Below are 24,317 nucleotides of genomic sequence, written 5' to 3' on the forward strand. Positions count from 1 at the left end.
TATGCTACGTTTTATATATACCGTACTGTTAACTTTGGTCTCTCCTTTTTTCTTATTTAGTTTATTTAAGAAAAAGCACGGCAGGCCGAGTGTAGGAAAAAGGTGGCGTGAGCATTTTGGCCTAACGCCACCATTGACAAACAAATCGTTTCAGCCCGTAGTTTGGTTTCATGCTGTCTCGGTTGGGGAAGTTTTAGCTGTTACTCCTTTAGTGCGCCAATACGCTTCCGAGAATCCAGAACATAAGATCCTCGTGACTACAACAACCCCAACAGGCGCAGAACAAGCGCTCAAACTTTCATCCATTGCAGAACATCGTTATATGCCGCTCGATTTTGGTTTTGCTATTCGTCGTTTCTTGAGAGTAGTAAAACCGACTAAATTGGTGATTATTGAGACAGAACTTTGGCCAAATACACTCACCGAAGTGAGCAAAGCCGATATTCCTATTATTGTGATAAACGCAAGGCTTTCCGAGCGTTCATATCGAAGCTATAGCAAAGTTCGCCCTTTCTTCTGGTTAGCCGCTCAGCACATTACTCGATTGTGTTGCCAGTTCAAGGAGGACGCTGAAAGATTCCGGCGCTTAGGAGTGACATCAGACAAAGTATCTATCACCGGTTCAATTAAATTTGATATAAAAGTCAATGAACACACGCTTTATCAAGGAAAAGAACTACGTACAATTTTGGGTTCCGATAGACCAGTTTGGATTGCAGCAAGTACCCATGAAGGTGAAGATATTCAAGTGCTGGCCGCTCACAAAAAGATACTAGAAACAAATCCTAATATATTGCTTGTTTTAGTACCCCGCCACCCTGAAAGATTTAATGACGTTGAGCAACTTTGTAAGAAGCAAAATCTCTCAGTAGTACGACGCAGTCAACACCTACATAAACTTCCAGAACACGCTCATGTGTTTTTGGGTGATACCATGGGTGACATGATGATGTATCTCGCTGCAAGCGATGTATGCTTCATGGGAGGAAGCTTATTGGGTAATAAAGTAGGAGGACATAATCTCCTTGAGCCCGCAGCAATCGGAGTTGCCACTGTTACTGGGCCTAGTTACTTCAACTTCTCTCAGATAGTAAAAATGTTATTGGAAGTTGATGCTCTAGAGGTCATCAATGATGAACATGAGCTAGCGGAGAGTGTTGAGAAACTGCTCAATGATGATAGCCTCCGTCTAGGGCGAGTAAACGCAGCAAATAAAGTTGTAGAAGAAAGTGTCGGCGCACTTAACAGTACCTTGTCATACATTAGAGAAATGCCCTAACTTGCGGTAAATGATACAGAGCTACTTTTCAGTCCTGTATCATTGCATTTCTTTAAGTAGCACAGAAAAACAATCCGGAGCAAAGTGTATACTTTCCCTAGCCACTTCCTTATCAAAGGAACGACGTAATCTTCTCAAGTTATCCTGCTTCCAGGTATTACCTGATTGTTGGCGACATTTATCAAAGTCAATAATCCAAATTCTCCCCTGATCATCAATTAAGATATTATGAATATTGAGATCTGTGTGATTCACCTGTGCTTGATGCATCTTACGAATTTCTTTACCAATCTTACGATACATTGACTCTGGTAACGCCTGCTCCCGCAAAATAGAAACAAGATCTCGAGCATTGGGGATTTTTTCACTCAGCAAATCAGCTTTGTAATAAAAGCCTATTTTAGTTGCCTGCGCAGCGATCGGCCTTGGCACATTGACCCCTCCTTTAATCAAGGTTTGAAGCAATTGAAACTCTTGATAGCTGCGAGTTTTGTCCCAGCTCGAAAACCAATACTGGTCTTTCACCAATTTACCGAACAAGCCTCCACGGCGATAATGACGTAGTGCCCCCTCGATAGTTTGTGTTTCTACAAACCACGTTGTTCCGCGCCCTTGAGCGCTACCAATGACTCGGTTATTGTCTTGCCAATATTGGGGGTCAAACACCTTTTCGATCGGCTCCTTCAGCAAGCTTTCATCAAACCAGTAAGTTGTGTTGTTGTTTTTAACTGTTTTCAATTTCTTGCTCCAATATAAGGGGGCTGCATGAAGATAGAGAGTCATTTTCCATCCATCTGATTTTACATTCATTCCGCCCCCCTGCATAATCTTTACATCTGTCTCTAGCTTTGCGATTTTATGGCACTTTTTGATACCCCACCTCAATCCATATGTATTTTGCGCCTGTCTGCCATTGGTGATGTCTGCAATACCATTGCAGCCGTGCAAGCCATTCAGACCTCTTGGCCCGAGACTAAAATCACTTGGATTACCGGTAAACTTGAAGCTCAGTTACTAGAGAGCATTACTGGTATCAAGGTTGTTGTATTTGATAAAAAAGCTGGTTGGCAAGGCTACAAGCAGCTTTGGCAGCAATTGAAAGGACAGCAATTTGACGCTCTTTTACACATGCAATACGCATTTCGCGCTAGCATTGCGACATTAGGCATCAAGGCAAAATATAAGCTTGGTTTTGATGGAGAGCGTGCGCAAGACTTTCAAGGGCTATTTACTAATGTAAAAGTTCCTTCCCCGAGAAAAATGCACGTTCTTGATGGGCTAATGGCTTTTACCGAAACGCTGGGAATACTAGCCACAGAACCTACATGGCAACTTCAATACTCTGAAGAAGATCATGCCTGGGCTAAGCAATATGTTGCCGATAAGCGCAATTTGGTCATCGTGCCCGCGGCAAGTAAAGGCTATAAGAACTGGACCGCCGACGGCTATGTGGATGTGATTGAACATGCGATACAGCTAGGCTGGAATATACTACTCGCGGGAAGCCCTGCTCAGATCGAAATTGAGCTTAGTGAAAAGATTGAGAAAAGTCTCTCATCGCCTATTACTAATCTGGTTGGTAAAAGTAGCTTGCTCCAAATGCTTGCCCTTCTTGATCTAGCCGATTTAGTTATTGCACCAGACACTGGTCCTACTCATATGGCTAACGCCATGGGAACTCCAGTTATTGGCCTGTATGCTCACCATAACCCTAAGCGCACCGGGCCGTATAATTATCAGGATTATGTAGTGTCTGTATATGAAGAGGCGATTTTAGCTGAGACGGGAAAACCTAGTGCAGAACTGAGTTGGCGCGCTCGAGTTAAGGATAAGAAAGCAATGCAGCGAATTTCGTCAGATAACGTGATTGAAATGTTCGATCGGGTTATCGAGGCGGAAAGATTAGGTTAATCCAAGGAGTAAACCCACTGTCATGCCCTTGAAAAAGGGGAGCTCATGAAGCGCGCTGTGGAGTTGAGTACGTTTTAATTACTATGCCGTTAATCACGTCGTCGCTCGCTTTGGGAGATCCTCACTTTCGTGAGTATGACGAGATAATTGGGGACGGCGAAAATTTACGAATTACATTATCCCTCTATAATAACCGGGGGTACAAACCAAGGACCATTACCGTGACCAAACCAACACTTGCTGTCGCAATGATTGTAAAAAACGAATCCAAGCACCTACGTGCCTGTCTCGAGTCTGTGCAAGGCTGGGTGGATGAAATCGTCATTATGGATTCTGGTAGTACTGATGATACCGCGGAAATAGCAGCGGAGTTCGGTGCGAAGTTTCATGCAAACCCTGAGTGGCCGGGGTTTGGACCACAACGACGCTTGGCACAAAGTCATGTAGAGTCAGACTTTGTATTCTGGCTTGATGCCGATGAGCGAGTTACTCCTGAACTTAAGCACAGTATTGTAGAGACTGTAGAAAAGAACCTACCTTCCACTATCTACCAATTTGCCCGCCTTAGTTGGGTATTTGGGCGCTTTATTAAGCATTGCGGTTGGTATCCTGACAAAGTATTGCGTCTTTATCCAACCAAACTAACTCAATACGATGATTCTTTGGTTCACGAAAAAGTTGAAACGAATGGCGACATGCAAGTTGAGACGTTGAAAGGTGACTTAATCCACTACACCTACGATGATATCCATCATTATTTAGTCAAATCTGCTGGCTACGCAAAAGCTTGGGCAGAACAACGAGAGAAACGTGGAAAACGCTCAAGTATCTCTCAAGGGATCATTCATGCTATTGCTTGCTTTGTAAAAATGTACATTATTAAAGCTGGATTCTTGGATGGTAAGCAGGGCTTTTTGTTATCAATTTTGTCAGCGCACTCCACCTTTGTGAAATACGCTGACTTGTGGGTTAGGACAAGTACTCAGCCGCCCAAGGATTAAGCTCCGCTGCTACCTGAACTAAATCAATGCGAGTCATATTCTCTTGGCTCGCTTTGTCCTCAGCTTTTGGTGGACAGAAAGCAATGTGCCTGCCATCTGAATTCAAAGGCTTCCAACGCAGCGGTGTTGCTGAACGCTTAGCGGGGAAAAAACCAACAGTTGGAACATCTAAAGCCGCCGCGATATGTAATGGACCTGTCGAACCAGCAACAAACAAGCTTGCACATGCGAGTGAGCATGAAAAATCCACCAGCCCGTCATTCTTATCATAAACCACACTGCGAATATCGTTGCTCGCAAGCAGTTGTTGTAGCACTCTTGCCTTGTCTTGTTCTCCGGGCCCAGCAGTCAGCACGATTTCAGCACTGTGTTTGATACCTGCAATCAACTCGCAATATTGTTCTAAAGATAGATTATTGGCTGAGCCACCACTTCCAGCATGTACGTAGATCCATGGTTTAGCTTTATTTAGTTCTAGTTGAGAAGAGAGTTTTTCTTTTTGCTTAGCTAACGTATCAAGGGAGAAAGAGAAATATGGTGCGCGAGGCTCGACAATATCGATTTTTTGGTCTTTTAAAAATGCTCGAATTAGATCTAGGTTATATTCGTATTCTGGCTTAGCACTTTGCGAGCGCTTTTGTTTGATGCGTTTGTTGTAGAAGATTTGCGCTAACTTAGTTGCAGGGGCGAGTCGGTATGGGATTTTTGCTTTCCAAACCAATAAAGCGTTATATGTCGTTGAGAATAAATTAATCGATGCATCGAATTTCCCACCTTTTAAGGTATTTACGAGTGTTGCCTGAGTGTGTTTATCCGCCTTTTCTCCACAATCAATAATCACTTCATCAATCCACGGACATGCTTTCGCTAAAGCGACAGTATAACTGGGTACAAGCGCAGTAATGCGGCATTCCGGCATAGACGCTTTTAGCATAGCGAAGCTCGGCCAAGCCAACATAAAATCACCGATTTTATCGTTTCGAACTACCAGAATGTTTTTCATGTGATCTTTCTCTTTTATCTCGTATACCTAGCAACTCAGGATAATAGCAAGTCATTGGATTAATGATAACTGTTGCGTGCCTGTTTGTTCGCATCTATAAAATGTTACACTGAACAAAATTTCTTACTAGAGCAAACATTGTGACCCAAAAGCGTTTATCTCGAGTTATCTACCCGGGTACATTTGACCCTATCACCAATGGCCACCTTGATCTTATTGAACGAGCGGCCACTATGTTTGATGAAGTGATCATAGCGATTGCAGCAAGTCCAAGTAAGAACACCATGTTTACGCTGGATGAACGTGTAGAATTCGCTCGCGAGGTCACCAAGCATTTAGAAAATGTTTCAGCCAAAGGGTTTTCTGGACTACTGGTGAATTTTGCTGAAGAACAGAAGGCCAATGTACTTATTCGTGGTTTACGAACCACTGTCGATTTTGAGTATGAATTCGGGTTGACTAATATGTACCGACGTTTGCTACCCGGTTTAGAGAGTGTGTTTCTAACTCCGGCAGAAGAGCATGCCTTTATTTCTTCAACCTTAGTTCGAGAAGTCGCCATCCATGGCGGTGATGTTAGTCAGTTTGTACCACCTTTAATTGAAAAGGCACTTCAAACTAAAAAAGTCGTCTAACTGTGGAACTTTGTTTATAAAATTACACTCCCTAACAATAGATTGATTGCCAATTTATTGACCTACACTTAAAGAATGTGTGAGACTTCGTGAGTTTTTATTTGGCAGGATGATATAGCTATCATCCTGTTTTGGTTTGTAACAGAGACCCTGTTATCTGTTTTGGCGACAAGTTGGAGCTAACAAAATGATTAATAAAGAGCGAACGCTGTGGACCTTGCTGATTGGTGCGTTGCTCATCCGCCTACTTTCTCTTGGACTTTATCCACTTATGGATACGACCGAGTCACGTTATGGAGAAATGGCGCGAATGATGGTGGAAACCGGAAACTGGTTAACACCTCTGTTTGATTATGGAGTGCCTTTCTGGGGCAAACCACCGCTATTCACTTGGATGAGTGCGGCAAGTGTCGAACTGTTTGGCCTATCTGAGTTTACGTTACGTCTTCCACATTGGCTGGCTGGGGTCATAGTAGTGTGGGCAGCGGCATGGTTCGCGAAAAAGAATGGTTATAACCCGCTTGTTGCAGCTGTTGTGTTATCTACGACGCTCGTGTTCTCCATTTCTGCCGGTGCAGTAATGACGGATATGGCGCTTACTGTAGGTTTAACGCTAGCGATGATTGGCTTCTATCAATGCTGGCGTGGTGAGACTCTCTGGGGCTACGTTGGCTTTGCGGGTCTCGCGATTGGCTTGCTGGCTAAAGGACCAGTGGCCATCGTCTTATTTGGTCTGGCGATCTTCCCGTGGATGGTAGTTCAACATGGCATTATTGGTGCGTTTGTTGAACTGTGGCGTCGCTTCCCGCTCATCAAAGGTACATTGTTAATGCTTGCCATCGCTTTGCCTTGGTACATCATGGCTGAACGCGCTACACCAGGCTTTATCGACTACTTTATCGTTGGCGAACACTATAAGCGTTTTGTTGAGCCGGGTTGGACAGGTGATCTATACGGGTCTGGTCATGAGGAGCCTAAAGGAAAAATCTGGTTCTTCTGGCTATTGGCGGTACTACCATGGTCAATCATTCTGCCTATTTTAATGCTAGTTCGCGCCAAATTTGGTTGGGAGCAAGCAAAGCAGAATCACGGTTTTACCAGTTTTGCAATTTGGTGGGCGTTGTCTCCGTTGATTCTATTTACTATGTCGAGCAATATCTTGCCAACCTATGTTCTCCCAGGCACACCAGCTATCGGTATTTTGTTGGCCATTTTCTGGAGGAAGAAGGACACCATTTGGTTGGCCATTGCATCACTGATTGTTCCAGTGGCGCTGATTGCAGCAACTTATATGCTCGCTACAGGTAAGATTGCTGATAACAGTGATAAGGCGATCTTTGAAACTATCGATCCTAATGTCCGTACTTTCTACGTCTACCCTAGATCATACTCAGGCCAGTACTACAGTAACGGTCAAGCTAAGGTGTTTGAGTCGGATGACCAAGTGAAAGGGTTAAACGAGTTCTACATCATCTCGTACAAAGATAGACAGCGTGACTTTATTCCATTTAAGGAAAAGTACGACTGTAGCAAGCAAGCTGTAGCCGAGAGTCACGATAGAATGGCGTTACTTTGTAAAATAAAGCCAAGTAACTAAAAAATAAAAGGGTCGGTATGCAAGCATACCGACCCTTTTTTAACTTTGCTAATAGTTAGATACCGTACTCTGCACGATACGCTTTCACTGCCTCTAAGTGCTCAGCGTTATCACCTTTCTCTTCAAGGAAAGTTACAAGGTCAGTTAAGCTTACAATCGAAATGACCGCACAGCCGAAATCACGTTCTACTTCTTGAATCGCTGATAGCTGGCCTTTACCCTTTTCTTGACGATCAATAGCAACAAGTACGCCAGCTAGATCAGCGCCATTGGCTTTAATGATTTCCATCGACTCGCGAATTGCTGTACCAGCGGTAATCACATCATCAACCAACATAATACGGCCTTCTAATGGGCTACCAACCAAGTTACCACCCTCACCATGGTCTTTTGCTTCTTTACGGTTGAAGCAGTAAGGAGTGTCCACATCGTGGTGGTCAGCCAGCGCAACTGCTGTCGTTGTCGCAATAGGGATGCCTTTATATGCAGGGCCAAACAGCACGTCATAGTCAATGCCAGAATCTGCTAACGCTGCTGCATAGAAACGACCTAAACGTGCAAGGTCACGGCCAGTATTGAAAAGCCCAGCGTTAAAAAAATAAGGGCTTTTACGACCAGATTTAAGGGTAAATTCGCCAAATTTTAGAACTTCTTTTTCTAGTGCAAATTCAATAAATTCACGCTGGTATGCTTTCATTTTTTCTCTCTCGGTTGTTGTGTTTAGGTATGCCATTGTCATACCTGATTTAGACAAAGGTCTCGTCAAAGTTATCGCTCGCTTTGAGTAGATTCCCATCTTCGTGGGAATGACGTCCGACGTTAGCCTGTATCTTACTCAAAAAAATAGCCCCCTTACGGGAGCTATCAATCAATCTTCTAATGCCAGCTTCTGAGCTGCAACGATCTCGGCAATGCCTTTATTTGCTGACTCCAGCAATGCCATTAATTCTTTGTGAGTGAACGGTTCGCCTTCAGCGGTCCCCTGAACCTCAATCATTCGGCCGTCTTCAGTCATTACCACGTTCATATCGGTATCCGCAGCTGAGTCTTCGGTGTACTCAAGATCGCATAGGATGTCTTCGCCTAAAATGCCGACAGATACTGCAGCAACGTGGCCTTTCATTGGGTTCGCTTTTAGTTTGCCTTTCGCAACTAAGTGAGCGAACGCATCCGCCATTGCCACACTTGCACCTGAAATAGACGCCGTACGTGTGCCACCGTCCGCTTGAATCACATCACAATCGACAGTGACCATGATTTCACCCATTGCTTCCAAATCAACAACAGCGCGAAGGCTGCGGGCGATTAGGCGTTGGATTTCCATAGTACGTCCGCCTTGCTTACCACTCGAAGCTTCACGGCGCATTCTTGAATGTGTTGAGCGTGGTAGCATGCCGTATTCTGCCGTTACCCAGCCTTTACCTTGGCCTTTTAGCCAACGAGGGACATTTTCCTCTACCGTTGCATTACACAACACTTTGGTATTGCCGAACTCGACTAATACAGAACCTTCTGCATAAGCGGTATAGTTGCGAGTAATTTTTATTGGGCGCACTTGGTCTGCTGCGCGATCATTTGGACGCATGGACATTACCTTTGTTGGGGAAGAGGATTTGGTTGGGCGAGGATTATAGCGAAGATGGCTTTACGGGTCTAGCATCCTAAGTGCTAGAGACAATTCAATACATCCACCATTGGATATCTCATCGTGTATGACTTAGCGCACCTCACTATGCTAACATGAAGACAGTTTGAACAATTTATCAATCCAAGGAAATCAATCCATGATCTACAGCATGACCGCATACGCGCGTAAAGAAGTCAAAGGTGACTGGGGTAGCGCAGTATGGGAAATCCGCTCAGTAAACCAACGTTATCTAGAAACTTACTTCCGTCTTCCTGAGCAGTTTCGTGGTCTAGAACCTGTACTTCGTGAACGTTTCCGCAAACGCCTAGCACGCGGTAAAGTCGAATGCCACTTGCGCTTCGAAGCAAACCCTGCTGCAAAAGGTGAGTTAAGCATCAACGAGACACTGGCTCAGCAAGTAATTGGTGCAGCAAAGCAAGTTATGACAATGACAGGTGAAGATAGCCGCCTAAATCCATTCCAAGTGATGCAATGGCCTGGTGTAATGGAAACACCTGAACAGGATATGGATACCATCAATAAAGCATTGCTTGAGGGTTTCGAACAAGGTCTTAGCGACTTCATCGATGCTCGTGCTAGCGAAGGTGAAAATATGAAGGCGCTTATTGTTCAGCGTCTTGAAGCGATCACTGCTGAAGTAATCAAAGTACGTGCTCGCATGCCAGAAATTCTTGAGTGGCAACGTGAGCGCCTACTAAGCAAGTTTGAAGAAGCAAAAATCGAGCTTGATGCCTCACGCGTAGAGCAAGAACTCATTCTACTGGCACAGAAATCAGACGTTGCTGAAGAACTGGACCGCTTAGACTCTCACGTAAAAGAAACAACCAGCATCTTGAAGAAAGGTGGCTCTGTAGGTCGTCGTCTTGATTTCATGATGCAAGAGTTCAACCGTGAGTCAAACACACTGGCGTCTAAGTCTATTAGCACCGATATCACAACTTCTGGCGTAGAATTAAAGGTTCTTATTGAGCAAATGCGCGAGCAGATCCAGAATATTGAGTAAATCTGTTGAATGATAAAAAAGCAGGCCTCGGCCTGCTTTTTTATTGTTTGAATATCACAAGTTGGGAGTTAAATTGACCGTCACCATTGCGCAGGTAGGGGTATACTCAACACGCGCACTAAGCCCAAAAAGATTCTTGCGGGCACAGATGCACGGCTCATGAAATAACATTGCTGTGAGGAGCTCTGCCAACTAAAGTAATTACAGCAGCGCTAAATACGCCATAAACACCACAGACAGCACATAAATCACAGGATGCACCTGTTTCCCTTTCCCTGCCACAACCATACTAAATGCATAACTGATAAAGCCCATCGCCATACCATTTGCTGGTGAGAAGCTTAATACGGTAAACATAATGGTGAAGAAGGCAGCGATGCGAGACTCTTTCTTTTCCCATTTAATATCGCCTAAGCGACCAATCATATAGATACCAACCACGACCATAGCTGGCGCTACCATTGCCGCAGAGAATAGCGAGAACAACGGGTATAGGAAGAGTGATAGTAGGAATAGTCCCGCTACGACGACTGCAGCTAAGCCAGTTTTTGCACCTTGCGATGAGGCAATACCAGACTCTGAGAATGCCGTGACTGATGTGGTACCGAACACTGAACCCATTACTGTACCGCCTGCATCTGCAATCAGCGCTGAGCGTGCGTTAGGCACCTTACCATCTTTATCAATGATACCGGCATCACGACCTACCCCTACGATAGTACTGAGCCCATCGAAGAAATCGACAATCAAAAAGATGATCATAATAAACAGCAGATCAAACATCTTCTCTGCGGTAATCCCTGAGAAATCGAAGATGGCACCAAAGCTGCTCGCCATGCTTGGTGGCATTGCCACGAGTTGTTCTGGGATTGGCGCATTGTTGGTTCCCATGAAGGTATCAGCCAGAATCGTAAGCACGATGGCGGACACAAAAGAGATAAATGTCGCCAACTTAATATCGCGAACCATACAGCCTAATGCGATAAAGATACTGATATAAGCGATGATGACTTTCGGGTCAGAAATATCGCCCATACTCACGAGAATAATTGGGTTGGATACGATAATACCCGCATTCTTAAGACCAAGAAACGCAATAAATAAACCAAGAGATACGGTAATAGCGAGTTTCAAATCTTCTGGAATCGACTCAATCATCGCTTTGCGTATTTTAGTTAGCGATAAAATAAGATAGATAACACCCGAGAAGAAGATGCCAAGCAGCGCTTCATGCCAAACTAATGCCACTGAGCCACTTAGTAGCATACCTTTAAAGAAACCATTCATGCTCATGCCGGGGGCTAGCATCACTGGGTAGTTTCCAAAAATACCCATGATTAGCGTAGCGAAGGCCGCAGCCAAAGCCGTTGCTGTAAATACAGCGCCACGGTCCATTCCAGGAATGTCCCCCAAAATGGCTGGGTTTACCGCCAAAATGTAGCTCATAGCGAGGAAAGTGATAAAGCCAGCATATACTTCAGTACCGATAGTGGACTTACGCTCACTCACTTTGAAGGTGGATTCAATGATAGTAGGGCTAGCTTGGCGTTGCCCGGTTAGTTCTGCACTCACAGTAGGACCTATAGCGATAAAATGGGAGACGCAAACGTATGCGCGATAGAAATATTGGCGCGAATTCTAATCAGACTCAGGAATAAATCAATGCTTTTGTGAGTTATTTTTATCTCTTTAAAAACAAAATGTTGATATTTAAGCAAACGTTTGCTTTCAGGCAAAAAGAACAACTGGCTTCTGCGGTGTTTTTGCTCCCTTTTAAAATGCAACCACACGTTCCCTGAGCACTCACCGGATGACTTGTCGAGCTCCTAGCAAACATGATACTCTTCGCCTCCATTTTTCTGGCCGATTTTTAAACGCTTTGGTCAGTGAACGTATAGAATAGAAGTATCAAATAACGATATTCTCTACCCCTTCAACCAAGATGTGGACTCTGAAAAATGATAGGTAAAGGTACGCTTTATATCGTGTCAGCACCAAGCGGTGCTGGTAAATCGAGCTTAATTTCAGCAATGTTGGAAAAAAACCCGACATACGCAATGAAAGTATCAGTGTCTCACACGACTCGTGGTATGCGTCCTGGTGAAGAAGATGGCGTTCATTATCACTTTGTTGAGAAAACCGATTTTGAATCGTTGATCGAACAAGGTGCGTTTTTGGAATACGCCGAAGTCTTCGGAAACTACTACGGTACTTCTCGTCTATGGATTGAAGAGACGCTAGAAAAAGGCATCGATGTATTCTTGGATATCGACTGGCAAGGCGCTCGTCAAATCCGCGAACAAATGCCAGAAGCGAAAAGTGTCTTTATTTTGCCACCATCTAACAGTGAGTTAGAGCGTCGCTTGAACGTACGTGGCCAAGACAGTGATGAAGTGATCGCCAAGCGCATGAGCGAAGCGAAGTCAGAAATGTCTCACTACAATGAGTACGATTACGTCATTGTCAACGACGACTTCGACGGCGCACTTGTTGATTTTAAAGCTATTTTGCGTGCTGAGCGTCTTAAACAAGACAAACAAGCGGTGAAATACAAAGGTATGTTAGACGCCCTACTCGCCGAGTAAGGTAGATTTTAACCACTTCCTTGCAAAGTGAGGCTCCAAATAGGGTCTCACCCTAAGCAAATAATGCAATAAACCAGAAGTAACAGTAGCTAATAGGATCATTTGTGATCTAGAATCTAAACGTAATAGCCTGTATACTTTCTCGTCATCAAAAATTTAGTTAACTATTGGAGTTCTTATGGCACGCGTAACTGTTCAAGACGCTGTTGAAAAAGTTGGTAACCGTTTCGACCTAGTTCTTATTTCGGCTCGCCGCGCACGTCAGATGCAAATCGGTGGTAAAGATGCATTAGTGCCAGAAGAAAATGATAAGCCAACGGTTATCGCACTTCGCGAAATCGAAGAAGGCTTGATCACGAAAGAAGTACTAGATGCACGTGAACGTCAAGAGCAGCAAGAGCAAGAAGCTGCAGAACTAGCGGCAGTAAGCAGCATTGCTCACAACCGTTAATTCCTAGTACCTAATCAGAGTTCCATCGACTTTCGGGCCTAAAATTTGTACCTATTCGATAGCCTTAAAGACGTTGCCCAAGAATACCTAACAGAGCCTCAAATTGAGGCTCTGCGTCAATCTTATGTGGTAGCAAGAGATGCCCATGAAGGGCAGACCCGCTCTAGCGGTGAACCATACATCATCCACCCTGTTGCTGTAGCTCGTATCCTCGCGGAAATGCGTCTGGATATTGAAACGCTACAAGCAGCACTGCTGCATGATGTTATTGAAGATACGGAAGTCACCAAAGAAGAGCTAGAAGAACAATTTGGTACGACGGTGGCGGAACTCGTCGACGGCGTATCTAAGCTCGATAAGCTTAAATTCCGCGATCGTAAAGAAGCCCAAGCAGAGAACTTCCGTAAAATGGTTCTCGCTATGGTGCAGGACATTCGCGTTATTCTTATAAAGCTGAGTGACCGTACCCACAACATGCGCACGCTTGGGGCTCTTCGTCCTGACAAAAAGCGACGCATTGCTCGTGAAACCCTTGAAATCTATGCGCCACTTGCGCACCGATTAGGTATTCACAACATCAAAACCGAGCTTGAAGAGCTTGGCTTTGAAGCACTTTACCCAAACCGTTATCGCGTACTAAAAGAAGTAGTGAAATCGGCACGTGGTAATCGTAAAGAGATGATTCAGCGAATCCATAGCGAGATCGAAGGACGACTTAATGAAGTTGGCCTCAACGTTCGCGTATTGGGACGTGAGAAAAACCTCTTCTCTATCTACAACAAGATGAAAACCAAAGAGCAGCGATTCCATACCATCATGGATATCTATGCTTTCCGCGTCATCGTAGATACTGCAGACACTTGTTATCGAGTCCTTGGTCAAGTCCACAGTCTGTATAAGCCACGCCCTGGTCGCATGAAAGATTACATCGCGGTACCAAAAGCGAACGGCTATCAATCCTTGCACACCTCAATGGTGGGCCCTCATGGCGTTCCAGTAGAAGTACAAATTCGTACTGAAGACATGGATCAAATGGCGGACAAAGGTGTTGCAGCGCACTGGGCATACAAGGGTAATGGCGACCGTACTGGCACCACTGCACAAATTAAAGCGCAGCGCTGGATGCAAAGCCTACTTGAACTACAACAAAGTGCTGGTAACTCCTTTGAATTCATTGAAAACGTAAAATCGGATCTGTTCCCAGACGAAATTTACGTGTTCACACCAAAAGGTCGTATTGTTGAACTGCCGCTTGGCGCAACCGCAGTAGACTTTGCTTACGCTGTCCATACCGATGTGGGTAACACCTGTGTGGGTGCGCGAGTGGATCGTAATCCATACCCACTTAGCAAAGCACTGAAAAACGGCCAAACCGTCGAAATCATCAGCGCACCAGGTGCAAGACCTAATGCCGCATGGCTTAACTATGTGGTGACTTCACGTGCCCGCACTAAGATCCGTCAGGTTCTGAAGACAATGCGCCGTGAAGAATCTGTAGTTTTAGGACGCCGCCTGCTGAACCATGCTCTAGGCCGTCACTCTGTTGATACTATCTACCCAGAAAACATCAACGAAGTGCTAACCGATCTCAAGCTGGGCAGTATTGATGACCTGCTAGCCGCTATCGGCCTTGGTGAGTTGATGAGTATCGTTATTGCTCGTCGTCTACTTGGCGATACCGATGAACTGACGCAAACCAGTTCAGTGCCAACGTCGGGTAAACGCTTACCGATCCGTGGTGCAGAAGGTATCTTGCTGACGTTTGCGAACTGCTGTCACCCTATTCCAGATGATCACATCATCGCACACGTTTCTCCGGGCCGCGGTTTGGTGGTACACAGAGAAACTTGTCCGAATGTTCGTGGTCACCAGAAAGAGCCAGATAAGTACATGGCGGTTGAATGGAGTGACGATTACGAGCAAGAGTTTACTGCTGAGCTAAAAGTTGACCTGCAGAATCACCAAGGCGCGCTCGCAGAGCTGACCAATGTGATTGCCAAGACAGGCTCAAACATTCACGGTATCTCTACAGAAGAACGCGATGGCCGTTTGTACACAGTCACTGTACTACTAACAACCAAAGATCGTGTTCACCTAGCTGGTATTATGAAGCGCATTCGTGTAATGCCACATGCACTGCGTGTTAGACGCCGTAAGAACTAACACAACTGCTTGATCTAATACGGGTTCGATAATTATCGAGCCCGTTTTATTTGGAACCTATTGATGAACTTAGAACGCTACACTCGTATCCAAGAAGTGCTTAAGGCACGCCAACCTGACCTGACTTTACTGCTAGAACAAGTCCACAAGCCCAATAATGTCTCAGCGGTCATTCGTACTGCCGATGCTGCTGGGGTACATAAAGTTCATGCAGTTTGGCCGGATGAGAAAATGCGTACTTTAAGTCACACCTCCGCAGGCGCTAGAAACTGGGTTGAGGTTGAAACTCACGATACTGTAGCTGATGCCGTTCGCACGTTAAAATCTCAAGGTATGCAAGTATTGGCCACTAACCTTTCCGAAAACGCTGTCGACTTTCGTGATATCGACTACACCAAGCCAACCGCGATTATTCTTGGTGGCGAGAAGCACGGCATCACCCAAGATGCACTCACCGAAGCAGATCAGGACATCATTATTCCTATGGTAGGCATGGTGCAGTCCTTAAACGTCTCAGTCGCCAGCGCACTGATTTTGTTTGAAGCTCAAAGACAACGCCAGAATGCCGGCCTGTACGATCGCGATGTCAGTGCTCTGCCCGAAGAAACCATCCATCGAATCCTATTCGAACGCGGCCACCCCGTACTGGCGAAAGTTGCCAAGAAAAAACGCCTCCCTTATCCGCCACTCGATGACCAAGGCCAAATTGTAGCGACAGAAGAGTGGTGGCAGGAAATGCAGAAAAAATAGAACTGAGTATGGTTTAAGGCTGGTTTATAGTTCCTTTGAAGCGCTTCGGCAATCACACACCAGACCTCGCTAAAAACTGTACAAAAAGACAGTAAAATGCTTGAATATCTGCATATAACATTTTGATGGATGGTAAATATGGCTCAGCTGTTATCGGCAATTTCTCTTTCTTCGCTTTCTGGCGTAGGAGCTAAAGTCGCTGAAAAACTGGCGAAAGTCGGCTTACACTCGGTTCAAGATTTACTGTTTCACTTACCTCACCGTTATGAAGATCGTACTCGTATCTATCCGATCGTTCGTTTGCATCCTGGCCTTTGGGGATCGGTGCAAGGGAAAGTCATGAGTAGTGATGTGGCTTTCGGGCGTCGCAAGATGTTGACGGTTAAAGTGAGCGATGGCAACGGTACTATTACACTACGCTTCTTCAATTTTACCGCAGCGATGAAGAACAACTTCTCTGAAGGTCGCCTTATTGTCGCTTATGGTGAAGTAAAGCGTGGTAACCATGGTCTTGAGATCATCCATCCAGAATACAAATTTCAAACCGAAGGTAAAGCGCCAAAGCTAGAGCAAACCTTAACCCCTGTTTACCCAACCACGGAAGGATTAAGGCAGCTCACACTGCGTAATCTCACAGACCAAGCGCTTGAGCTCATGGACAAAGCAGCAGTAGACGAATTGCTTCCAAGCGGTCTGTATAACCAACAAATTACCCTCGCCGAGGCGCTACACACTATCCATCGTCCACCACCAACGATTAACTTGGACGACTTTGATGAAGGTAAGCACCCAGCTCAGCAGCGACTGATTATTGAAGAGCTGATGGCACAAAACCTTTCTATGCTTGCGGTACGCCATAAAGGTCAACAAGATGCAGCCATTGGCTTAGCGCCTGTTGAAAAGCTAAAAAATCAGCTACTTGAGCAACTGCCTTTTTCCCCTACAGGTGCGCAATCAAGAGTGGTGCAAGAAATCGAAACTGATCTTGCTAAACCTATTCCTATGATGCGCCTAGTTCAGGGTGATGTGGGTTCTGGTAAAACCTTGGTAGCCGCGCTCGCTGCTGTTCGTGCGATAGAACATGGCTATCAAGTGGCTATGATGGCACCGACCGAATTACTTGCAGAGCAGCATGCCATCAACTTTGCAGGTTGGTTTGAAGCCATGGGGATACAAGTTGGTTGGTTATCAGGAAAACAGAAAGGCAAAGCTAAGGAAGCGGAGTTGGCACGTATTGCCAGCGGTGAAGCTCAAATGGTCGTAGGGACGCACGCCCTATTCCAGGAGTCGGTTGATTTTCACAACCTTGCGCTGGTTATTATTGATGAGCAACACCGTTTTGGTGTCCACCAGCGCTTAGAGCTGCGTGAAAAAGGTGCTAAACAAGGTTTCTACCCTCATCAGTTAATTATGACTGCCACGCCAATCCCAAGAACCTTAGCCATGACGGCATATGCCGACTTGGAGACCTCGGTAATCGACGAACTGCCACCAGGAAGAACCCCGATTCAAACCGTTGCCATTCCTGATACAAAACGCGACGACATCATTGAGCGTGTCAAAAATGCTTGCTTACACGAGGGCAAACAAGCGTATTGGGTTTGTACATTAATCGATGAATCAGAGGTATTAGAAGCACAAGCAGCAGCTGAGACCGCCGAAGATCTGCAACGTAAACTGCCTGATCTTAAAATAGGTTTAGTTCATGGTCGAATGAAGCCGGCTGAAAAACAACAAGTGATGAAGCAGTTTAAAAATAACGAGCTGCACCTTCTGGTTGCAACCACCGTCATTGAGGTCGGTGTGGATGTCCCTAACTCCAGTTTAATGATCATCGAAAACCCAGAGCGCCTTGGTCTAGCTCAATTGCATCAGTTACGGGGCCGTGTTGGCCGTGGTAGCGTGGCAAGTCATTGTGTGCTGTTGTATCACTCCCCACTCTCTAAAACCGCTCAGAAGCGCTTAGGCGTACTGAGGGAAAGTAATGACGGCTTTGTTATTGCCCAAAAAGATCTAGAGATTCGTGGCCCTGGTGAGCTACTTGGCACCAAACAAACTGGACTGGCTGACTTTAAGATTGCTGATTTAGTGCGGGACCAAAGATTAGTACCGGAAGTTCAACGAATTGCGCGACATGTGCACGAACAGTACCCCGAGAATGCCAAGAAAATTATAGATCGCTGGTTAGGAGACAGAGAGTTTTACGCCAAAGCATAAGACGCCTGCTCTCTATATCATCGCCACTCTACAAAATAACGCCGTCATCCCCTTGAAAAAGGGGATCTTCTTCAGCACGCCGCTTACGTAAAGCAAACCTTCTGCACAACCTAGAAGTCCTCTACCTCAAACCATTCTTAGCTACAGGGAAACTTACTTGTGCCTTCAGTCCACCAGCACTGCGATTCGAAATACTCACTGAGCCGTGATGCTGACTAATAATCCGCTTCACAATCGCCAGCCCTAGACCTGTCCCTTCACTGCCTCGTGCGGTATCACCTCGTGTGAAAGGTTCGAATAGACGACCTATTTGGCTCTCTTCGATACCAGGACCATTATCTTCAATAGTGACCCAAGCCAGTTTGTTGTCCGCCGTCATACCTGTGGTTACTTTCACCCAACCATTGCCGTAACGAACCGCATTAACCACCAAGTTGGTAATAGCACGTTTAATCGCAATTGGACTGCCTTCAATATCTTTGATAGTTGCCATTGGGGCATATTCTATCTGGATCTCATATCCGCCTTCCGATGAGACAATATCAGAAGAAATGTCATTCAGGCTCATCGGTTCAAATGACTGAGTATTAACCGGTTTTAGGTAATCCATAAACTGGCCAATGATTTCATTACACTCTTCAGTGTCGCTGATGATGCCCTCTGCTAAGTAGCTATCTTCGGGCGACATCATTTCTGTCGCAAGGCGAATTCGCGTTAATGGGGTGCGAATATCATGGCTGATGCCCGCCATTAATAAGGTACGGTCTTGCTCAAGCTCTTGAATACCTTTTGCCATTTGGTTAAAGGCACGCGTAACCGAGCGAATCTCAGACGCCCCCTTCTCAGGTAAAGGTGGCGGGATTTCCCCTTTACCCACCAAATTGGCTGCATTTTCGAGTGCGGTAAGTGGCCGGTTTTGCAAGCGAATGAATAGCCAACCACCCGCAATCACCAATAGCGCCATAATCAAACTGTTTCTAAACAGCGGCGCAAAGTCTTCTTCCTGCAACTCTGACAGCGGAATGCGTATCAACGAGTTGGGCAGTGCGTCTATCTTCATCCAGAGGATGTAGCTTTCAGCTCCCAGAATCAGCCTAACTTCAGTTTTTGAATCCAGCTCATCACTCATCTCCTCGCTCATCAGGTCGATAGGCATCGCATGGTTAAACTCGTTCGCCATCGCACTGTCATCAGCATGAATAGTGACACCCAACTGCTCCAATACACGTCGGCGTAAAGGAGCATCCATTTCAAGCTGCTCATCAATCGCTTCATTGTCTTCCAAGAAAAACGATAGCTCATGCGCCAGTATCTTATTGAACTGCTGCAAACTAGGTACAAGAGCGTAGTTGTACACGGCGTAATAAGAAAAAACTTGGCTAGCAATCAAGAGTGTAAAAAATAGCAGAATGGATTGCGTGAAGGAGCTACGAAATCGCATAGGTTTTCCTTAGAGGGCGAAGATGAGAAGAATCCGAGGTAGATAATAAACAAAAGGCCCTGAATCCATCCAGAGCCTTATCGACATTTCTGATTATGCTTCTTTGCCGTCCGGCACAAACACATAACCTAGACCCCACACAGTTTGAATGTAGCGAGGTTTGCTTGGGTCGATTTCCAGCATACGACGCAGACGAGAAATCTGTACGTCGATAGAACGTTCCATTGCCGAGTACTCACGACCACGAGCCATGTTCATCAGCTTATCACGGGACATCGGCTCACGTGCGTTGGTCACCAAGGCTTTTAGTACTGCAAATTCACCAGATGTTAGAGGCATTGCCTCTTCACCACGGAACATTTCACGTGTACCAAGGTTCAAACGGAAATCACCGAACTCAACCACTGACTCTTCTTGGCTTGGCGCGCCAGGAGCTTCAATAGTTTGACGACGTAATACCGCTTTAATGCGAGCAAGTAGCTCACGAGGATTAAATGGTTTCGGTAGATAGTCATCCGCACCGACCTCTAGGCCGACAATACGGTCAACTTCATCACCTTTGGCTGTCAGCATCAGAATCGGCAACATGTTGTTGGCGTTACGTAAACGACGACAAATCGACAGGCCATCTTCACCTGGTAGCATTAAATCCAATACCATAAGGTGAAAGTTTTCACGGGTTAACAGGCGGTCCATCTGCTCACTGTTAGCAACACTGCGTACTTGGAATCCTTGCTCTGATAAGTAACGCTCTAGTAATGCACGTAGACGTGCATCATCATCAACAACTAAAATCTTGTGATTTTCTTGCATATTCGATTCCACCACTAAAAAGCAATTTACCGACCCCTCCGTCAACAAAAAGTGTGTCAGAAGAGTATCTGCACTAAATGTAACATTTCATGGCCAATAATTGCGCAGAGAATTGTTAACGTTTATTAATTATGGCTCATATCAGACACATTCGTCACTGCTCTAAGTGATATAAGTGATGTATATCTAATGTTGCCTAATTTTACTTGCTGCAACTTCGTTAACCTGCACGCTAACTATTCAACGTCTACTAACCCTTTGTAACGTTTTAAAATATGCTTTTGTGCGCCCCACCAAGCCCATGTCATATAACCTAAGTAAACTATCACTAGTTTATCGAACTCAAGGAGAGATTATGACATTTGAAGCACAATCGGAGAGTCCGTTTTCACGCGATAACTTCGCACAAGCACTGAAGTATTGGCGCAATTTTAATGGCATGTCTCAATTGGAACTGGTTGAAGCGCTGAGCTTATCCCATCGAGCATTTCAAGGGATAAACCAGCCAATGCTCAGTAAGTGGGAGCATGGCAACGGACAGCCTTCATTGATGCGCCGAATCGGGGTCGCCACGTTTTTCCAGCAAAGTTACCATTATTCAGAAGATGAACGTCGCATCATTCAAGGGGTCGAAAAATATGATGACTTCTTTAGAGGGTTTGACACGCTCTACCCTTATACGATTGATACTTATGAAAGCTATCGTTGGGATAATCTGCCAGAGATCTATCGAGAGCAAATCGTCTACGCACAAGAGCACTATCGTTTTATCACGTTTCAAGAGCTGATAGACGTCATGTCCATTCAAGAAATCAACGTGGTTCTTGCTAAGCACCGGGACGCGGTGGTTGGTCATATTGTGCATGGTAAGGATATTAACGGGCAGAACTGCCTACTTAGCTATGTGGCGCTTAATAAAGACTTGCATCGATTAGTGCATAACTACGCGTGTGAGTTGTTTGAAGGTAAAACCTTACTCATCACCGCGATCAAGCCTTACGCTAAAACTCTGATCTCGGATATCTATATTCCTGAAAAGTACCAAAGCGGACATATTACTGTGTATGAATGCCAAGTCGACACGCTAGCCGCCAATCCGTTTTTCGACCAAATTCACGATGAAGGGCGAATCCTAACGTTACTGAGCCATCATCAGAAGATTCAACGTAACCGCCGCTCAGCTCCCACACACAAAACGGACGAGTTAGCTCTGTCATAAATCACAGCACGCAATTTGAGCTCTCAAGGACATACCACTTTAGGAGCTCAAATCGCTCTATTTATTCAGAGTGCTGTTGGTAAGTGATGGAGTTAATAAACCACTCCTTATCTCCTTGAGGGGTCTTCACCACTACCTCATCATCCACTTGTTTTTTTAGCAGCGCCCTCGCCATAGGAGAATCAATCGATATATAACCTTTTGCATCACCGTAAATCTCTTCGGGACCAACAATCCGGAAATGCATGGTTTCACCTTCTTCATTCTCAATCTCCACCCAGGCACCGAAAAAGACCTTACCTTCTTGTTGAGGTGAATAATCAACGATGGTGACCTCAGGTAAGAACTTGCGCAGAAAGCGAACACGGCGATCGATTTGGCGAAGCAAACGCTTATTGAAGGTATAGTCGGCGTTTTCAGAGCGATCACCTAGACTCGCCGCCCACGTCACTATCTTAGTGACTTCAGGACGTCGCTCATTCCAGAGGTAATCATGTTCTTGTTTCAGTTTGTTGTAGCCTTCACGCGTGATCAATTTGGTCTTCATTTTGCTCTCTATTAATAGCAACTGCTGCTGAGAGATTATAACGAACTATTTGACTTTGTATGAACCCAAAATCCTCCCACCTTGTACACCAACGAATTGCTGAAATGATAGTAAACCGTCAAAACACCGTTTTAAACTACCTAATTATCAACATGGTTACCCAATGATTTATATCGTTTTTATTTTTTATTAGGACTTATTCTTTTACTTACCCCCTTAACTAATACCAATAATGAATTCTCAACGCATCACTTTCGAACATTCACTGTTAAGGAAAACATCATGTTTAGAAATAAAGCCTCTTTTCTACCTCCACTTAAACTTACCAAAAGAGATCTTCAATTAGAGGATATGGAGCAATTAGGCGTACATTTTGTTCATGGCACTAATTCAAGCGCTTTAGAAGGGTTGGTAAAATTCCGAGCGTTATTATCGGCTGAGGATATAGACTGTACCCCTTGGTTCCATCGAGCCGACGGACTAAAATCTGGAGAAAGGGGGAATACATTTAACAACTTGTATCGCAATCAACCCATAAGCCAAGGGGTTAGCCTTCATTACACTCGCAACTACCACGAATGTCTTAATCATTATGCCAAACTCGGATTACTCAGCGAGGACAACTATGAAGTACTAATCGGTTTAGACTCATTTGTCCCGCTGCGTGCTAAGTTTACCTCACATCCCGTTAGTATCGGTGGTATTAGCATAATGCGAATCTGCGCAATTTATGTTCCTGCACAATATGTTTCAGACGTAAGAGAGATGTTCCAAACAATTCCCTCTTTAGTCACCAAAGTACGAAGTTTTAGATAGTTGACCAACATTTTCGTGAAGATAAACCCCATAGAGTGCTGAAGATATCACTTCGCTTGGCACTCTTTCTTAAAAGGTGTTGACTTCTTTTTATTTATCAACTTTAGAAGCATATTTCAAATAAATCCGCCAACCAACAACTAATCCAATTGTTGAAAAACCTCCCATATCAAACCACAAACTAATACCAAATTCTAATATTTGACTTTCAGTAGTTTCTCTCTCAAGTTTGTTTATTTTAGTGCAATAGGCTCTACAGCTGGCGAAAAGCTCAACATCAACAAGAATTGGTACTGTATAAAAATACAGTACCAATTATAAATAACTGATATAGCTAACATTTTACTTTTTATAATCATTTATTAGTTAACTGGGTTCCAAAAAAACAATAAATTTCGTCTCGAATCAGAACACACTGACATTCATATTTAACCTTACTCAAGCAACAAACTATTTAATTTGGAAAATAACTCATGACTCTTAACCTAACAAAACAAACTCTAGCTAGTAGCATTGGCCTTATATTAGCGCTAAGCACATCATCAGTGATAGCTTCAGAGCAAGCTCTTCCATATGGCAACTTCTATCACTCTTTTGACAACGTAAAAGACCGAAACACGGAAGAGAAAGGTTTCATAATAGACATCAAAGGGAAATTGGTTTATGACGGACCTATTTGTTCATTTGATTTTAATACTAATCATATTTTCAACGTTAATTTTGAGGAAATACAACTAACCAACGAACAAAATTTTACTACCGCAACAGAAAGCATAGAATTAAATTTAAATGGCAATGGCTGTGACATGGCATTTTTTAATATTACCACAGGAGGGAGAAAAGCACATAAAGGGCCCACTGACGATAAAGGGCCCGCTCACGATCTTTGGATTGACCAGTATGGTCATAATTGGTTTACACTAGGAGGCGATCATGGCGTTATCTTTGCCACTGTGCTCAATAAGCAAGATCAAAAGGTTACAGCAGACGTAGTAGATCAAAATACTGGAGACATCAAAATCTCTAATGCTCACAGAATTGAAACGGCCAATGCAGAAGCCGACTGGCTCCGAGTGAAAGAATTTGCTACAAATAATGCTCTTACATTAACAACGATTATGAAGGTTGACCATAGAAAATTTTCCATTTGGAATCACACTGAAGATTTCGAATTTACTGATAAAGCGATGACTTTTACTACTAAGATTCTATAACTCTTATTTCAAACCTGTCTTTGG

22 protein-coding genes are annotated in these 24,317 nt (G+C 44.5%); 14 read left to right on the plus strand and 8 right to left on the minus strand.

Annotation, left to right across the window (positions count from 1 at the left end; translation table 11 throughout):
• The first annotated feature begins 1 nt into the window (after position 1).
• Complete coding sequence (waaA, locus tag JKJ11_RS15745; RefSeq protein ID WP_252038510.1) at positions 2–1,279, plus strand: lipid IV(A) 3-deoxy-D-manno-octulosonic acid transferase; 1,278 nt, start codon at positions 2–4, stop codon at positions 1,277–1,279.
• A 39-nt stretch (positions 1,280–1,318) separates the two neighbouring features.
• On the opposite strand, the gene JKJ11_RS15750 is transcribed toward waaA, so the two are convergent.
• Positions 1,319–2,062, minus strand: coding sequence for a 3-deoxy-D-manno-octulosonic acid kinase (locus JKJ11_RS15750; protein WP_252039132.1), 744 nt, complete (start codon positions 2,060–2,062; stop codon positions 1,319–1,321).
• 75 nt (positions 2,063–2,137) lie between these two features.
• On the opposite strand from JKJ11_RS15750, the gene JKJ11_RS15755 reads away from it, so the two are divergent.
• Positions 2,138–3,190 (plus strand): glycosyltransferase family 9 protein, encoded by a 1,053-nt coding sequence (locus tag JKJ11_RS15755; RefSeq protein WP_252038511.1) that lies wholly within the window; start codon positions 2,138–2,140, stop codon positions 3,188–3,190.
• A gap of 215 nt (positions 3,191–3,405) precedes the next feature.
• A complete protein-coding gene (locus JKJ11_RS15760) occupies positions 3,406–4,191 on the plus strand; it encodes a glycosyltransferase family 2 protein (RefSeq protein ID WP_252039133.1) in 786 nt (261 codons plus the stop codon).
• Here JKJ11_RS15760 and JKJ11_RS15765 read toward each other — a convergent pair.
• Positions 4,160–5,194, minus strand: a complete 1,035-nt coding sequence (locus JKJ11_RS15765; protein WP_252038512.1) for a glycosyltransferase family 9 protein — start codon at positions 5,192–5,194, stop codon at positions 4,160–4,162. The two genes, JKJ11_RS15760 and JKJ11_RS15765, sit on opposite strands and share 32 nt — an antisense overlap.
• A gap of 140 nt (positions 5,195–5,334) precedes the next feature.
• Here JKJ11_RS15765 and coaD point away from each other — a divergent pair, with 140 nt between their 5' ends.
• Complete coding sequence (gene coaD / locus JKJ11_RS15770; RefSeq protein ID WP_124940402.1) at positions 5,335–5,829, plus strand: pantetheine-phosphate adenylyltransferase; 495 nt, start codon at positions 5,335–5,337, stop codon at positions 5,827–5,829.
• A 190-nt stretch (positions 5,830–6,019) separates the two neighbouring features.
• Positions 6,020–7,426, plus strand: a complete 1,407-nt coding sequence (locus JKJ11_RS15775; protein WP_252039134.1) for an ArnT family glycosyltransferase — start codon at positions 6,020–6,022, stop codon at positions 7,424–7,426.
• Between the two features lie 55 nt (positions 7,427–7,481).
• Here JKJ11_RS15775 and pyrE read toward each other — a convergent pair whose 3' ends face one another.
• Both pyrE and rph read right to left on the minus strand, forming a co-directional pair.
• A complete protein-coding gene (pyrE, locus tag JKJ11_RS15780) occupies positions 7,482–8,123 on the minus strand; it encodes an orotate phosphoribosyltransferase (RefSeq protein ID WP_031493548.1) in 642 nt (213 codons plus the stop codon).
• A 171-nt stretch (positions 8,124–8,294) separates the two neighbouring features.
• On the minus strand, positions 8,295–9,011 hold the full coding sequence (gene rph, locus JKJ11_RS15785) for a ribonuclease PH (protein WP_252038513.1): 717 nt from the start codon (positions 9,009–9,011) through the stop codon (positions 8,295–8,297).
• A 199-nt stretch (positions 9,012–9,210) separates the two neighbouring features.
• Between rph and JKJ11_RS15790 the strand changes: the two genes are divergently transcribed.
• A complete protein-coding gene (locus tag JKJ11_RS15790; RefSeq protein ID WP_252038514.1) occupies positions 9,211–10,077 on the plus strand; it encodes a YicC/YloC family endoribonuclease in 867 nt (288 codons plus the stop codon).
• A 201-nt stretch (positions 10,078–10,278) separates the two neighbouring features.
• Here JKJ11_RS15790 and JKJ11_RS15795 read toward each other — a convergent pair whose 3' ends face one another.
• On the minus strand, positions 10,279–11,649 hold the full coding sequence (locus tag JKJ11_RS15795) for an NCS2 family permease (protein WP_240207254.1): 1,371 nt from the start codon (positions 11,647–11,649) through the stop codon (positions 10,279–10,281).
• A gap of 389 nt (positions 11,650–12,038) precedes the next feature.
• Between JKJ11_RS15795 and gmk the strand changes: the two genes are divergently transcribed.
• The 5 genes from gmk (at position 12,039) to recG (ending at position 18,243) form a co-directional block, all read left to right on the plus strand.
• Positions 12,039–12,662: a guanylate kinase gene (gene gmk, locus JKJ11_RS15800; protein ID WP_031494034.1), complete on the plus strand. Its 624-nt coding sequence runs from the start codon at positions 12,039–12,041 to the stop codon at positions 12,660–12,662.
• Between the two features lie 178 nt (positions 12,663–12,840).
• The gene (gene rpoZ / locus JKJ11_RS15805; RefSeq protein ID WP_006071268.1) at positions 12,841–13,113 is read left to right on the plus strand and encodes a DNA-directed RNA polymerase subunit omega; all 273 of its coding nucleotides are present in this window, start codon (positions 12,841–12,843) and stop codon (positions 13,111–13,113) included.
• Positions 13,114–13,158: 45 nt separating this feature from the next.
• Positions 13,159–15,276 (plus strand): bifunctional GTP diphosphokinase/guanosine-3',5'-bis pyrophosphate 3'-pyrophosphohydrolase, encoded by a 2,118-nt coding sequence (gene spoT / locus JKJ11_RS15810; protein ID WP_006071270.1) that lies wholly within the window; start codon positions 13,159–13,161, stop codon positions 15,274–15,276.
• Between the two features lie 63 nt (positions 15,277–15,339).
• Positions 15,340–16,026, plus strand: coding sequence for a tRNA (guanosine(18)-2'-O)-methyltransferase TrmH (gene trmH, locus JKJ11_RS15815; RefSeq protein WP_006071272.1), 687 nt, complete (start codon positions 15,340–15,342; stop codon positions 16,024–16,026).
• A gap of 138 nt (positions 16,027–16,164) precedes the next feature.
• Positions 16,165–18,243 (plus strand): ATP-dependent DNA helicase RecG, encoded by a 2,079-nt coding sequence (recG, locus tag JKJ11_RS15820; protein ID WP_038231049.1) that lies wholly within the window; start codon positions 16,165–16,167, stop codon positions 18,241–18,243.
• Between the two features lie 121 nt (positions 18,244–18,364).
• Here the strand turns inward: recG and envZ are convergent, their stop codons facing one another.
• The gene (gene envZ / locus JKJ11_RS15825) at positions 18,365–19,684 is read right to left on the minus strand and encodes a two-component system sensor histidine kinase EnvZ (RefSeq protein WP_006071275.1); all 1,320 of its coding nucleotides are present in this window, start codon (positions 19,682–19,684) and stop codon (positions 18,365–18,367) included.
• 93 nt (positions 19,685–19,777) lie between these two features.
• Positions 19,778–20,497 (minus strand): osmolarity response regulator transcription factor OmpR, encoded by a 720-nt coding sequence (ompR, locus tag JKJ11_RS15830; protein WP_006071277.1) that lies wholly within the window; start codon positions 20,495–20,497, stop codon positions 19,778–19,780.
• Between the two features lie 355 nt (positions 20,498–20,852).
• Between ompR and JKJ11_RS15835 the strand changes: the two genes are divergently transcribed.
• Complete coding sequence (locus tag JKJ11_RS15835; protein WP_006071279.1) at positions 20,853–21,716, plus strand: helix-turn-helix domain-containing protein; 864 nt, start codon at positions 20,853–20,855, stop codon at positions 21,714–21,716.
• Positions 21,717–21,777: 61 nt separating this feature from the next.
• Here JKJ11_RS15835 and greB read toward each other — a convergent pair whose 3' ends face one another.
• Positions 21,778–22,263 carry a transcription elongation factor GreB gene (gene greB, locus JKJ11_RS15840; RefSeq protein WP_006071280.1) on the minus strand — a complete coding sequence of 162 codons (486 nt, stop codon included), beginning with the start codon at positions 22,261–22,263 and terminating at the stop codon, positions 21,778–21,780.
• 282 nt (positions 22,264–22,545) lie between these two features.
• On the opposite strand from greB, the gene JKJ11_RS15845 reads away from it, so the two are divergent.
• Positions 22,546–23,079, plus strand: coding sequence for a hypothetical protein (locus tag JKJ11_RS15845; protein ID WP_096443025.1), 534 nt, complete (start codon positions 22,546–22,548; stop codon positions 23,077–23,079).
• A 473-nt stretch (positions 23,080–23,552) separates the two neighbouring features.
• Entirely contained in the window at positions 23,553–24,293 is a 741-nt protein-coding gene (locus tag JKJ11_RS15850) for a hypothetical protein (RefSeq protein WP_252038515.1), read from the plus strand.
• Positions 24,294–24,317 lie beyond the last annotated feature (24 nt).

This window comes from Vibrio sp. SCSIO 43133 (genome assembly GCF_023716845.1).
In the GTDB taxonomy this organism is placed as follows: domain Bacteria; phylum Pseudomonadota; class Gammaproteobacteria; order Enterobacterales; family Vibrionaceae; genus Vibrio; species Vibrio mediterranei.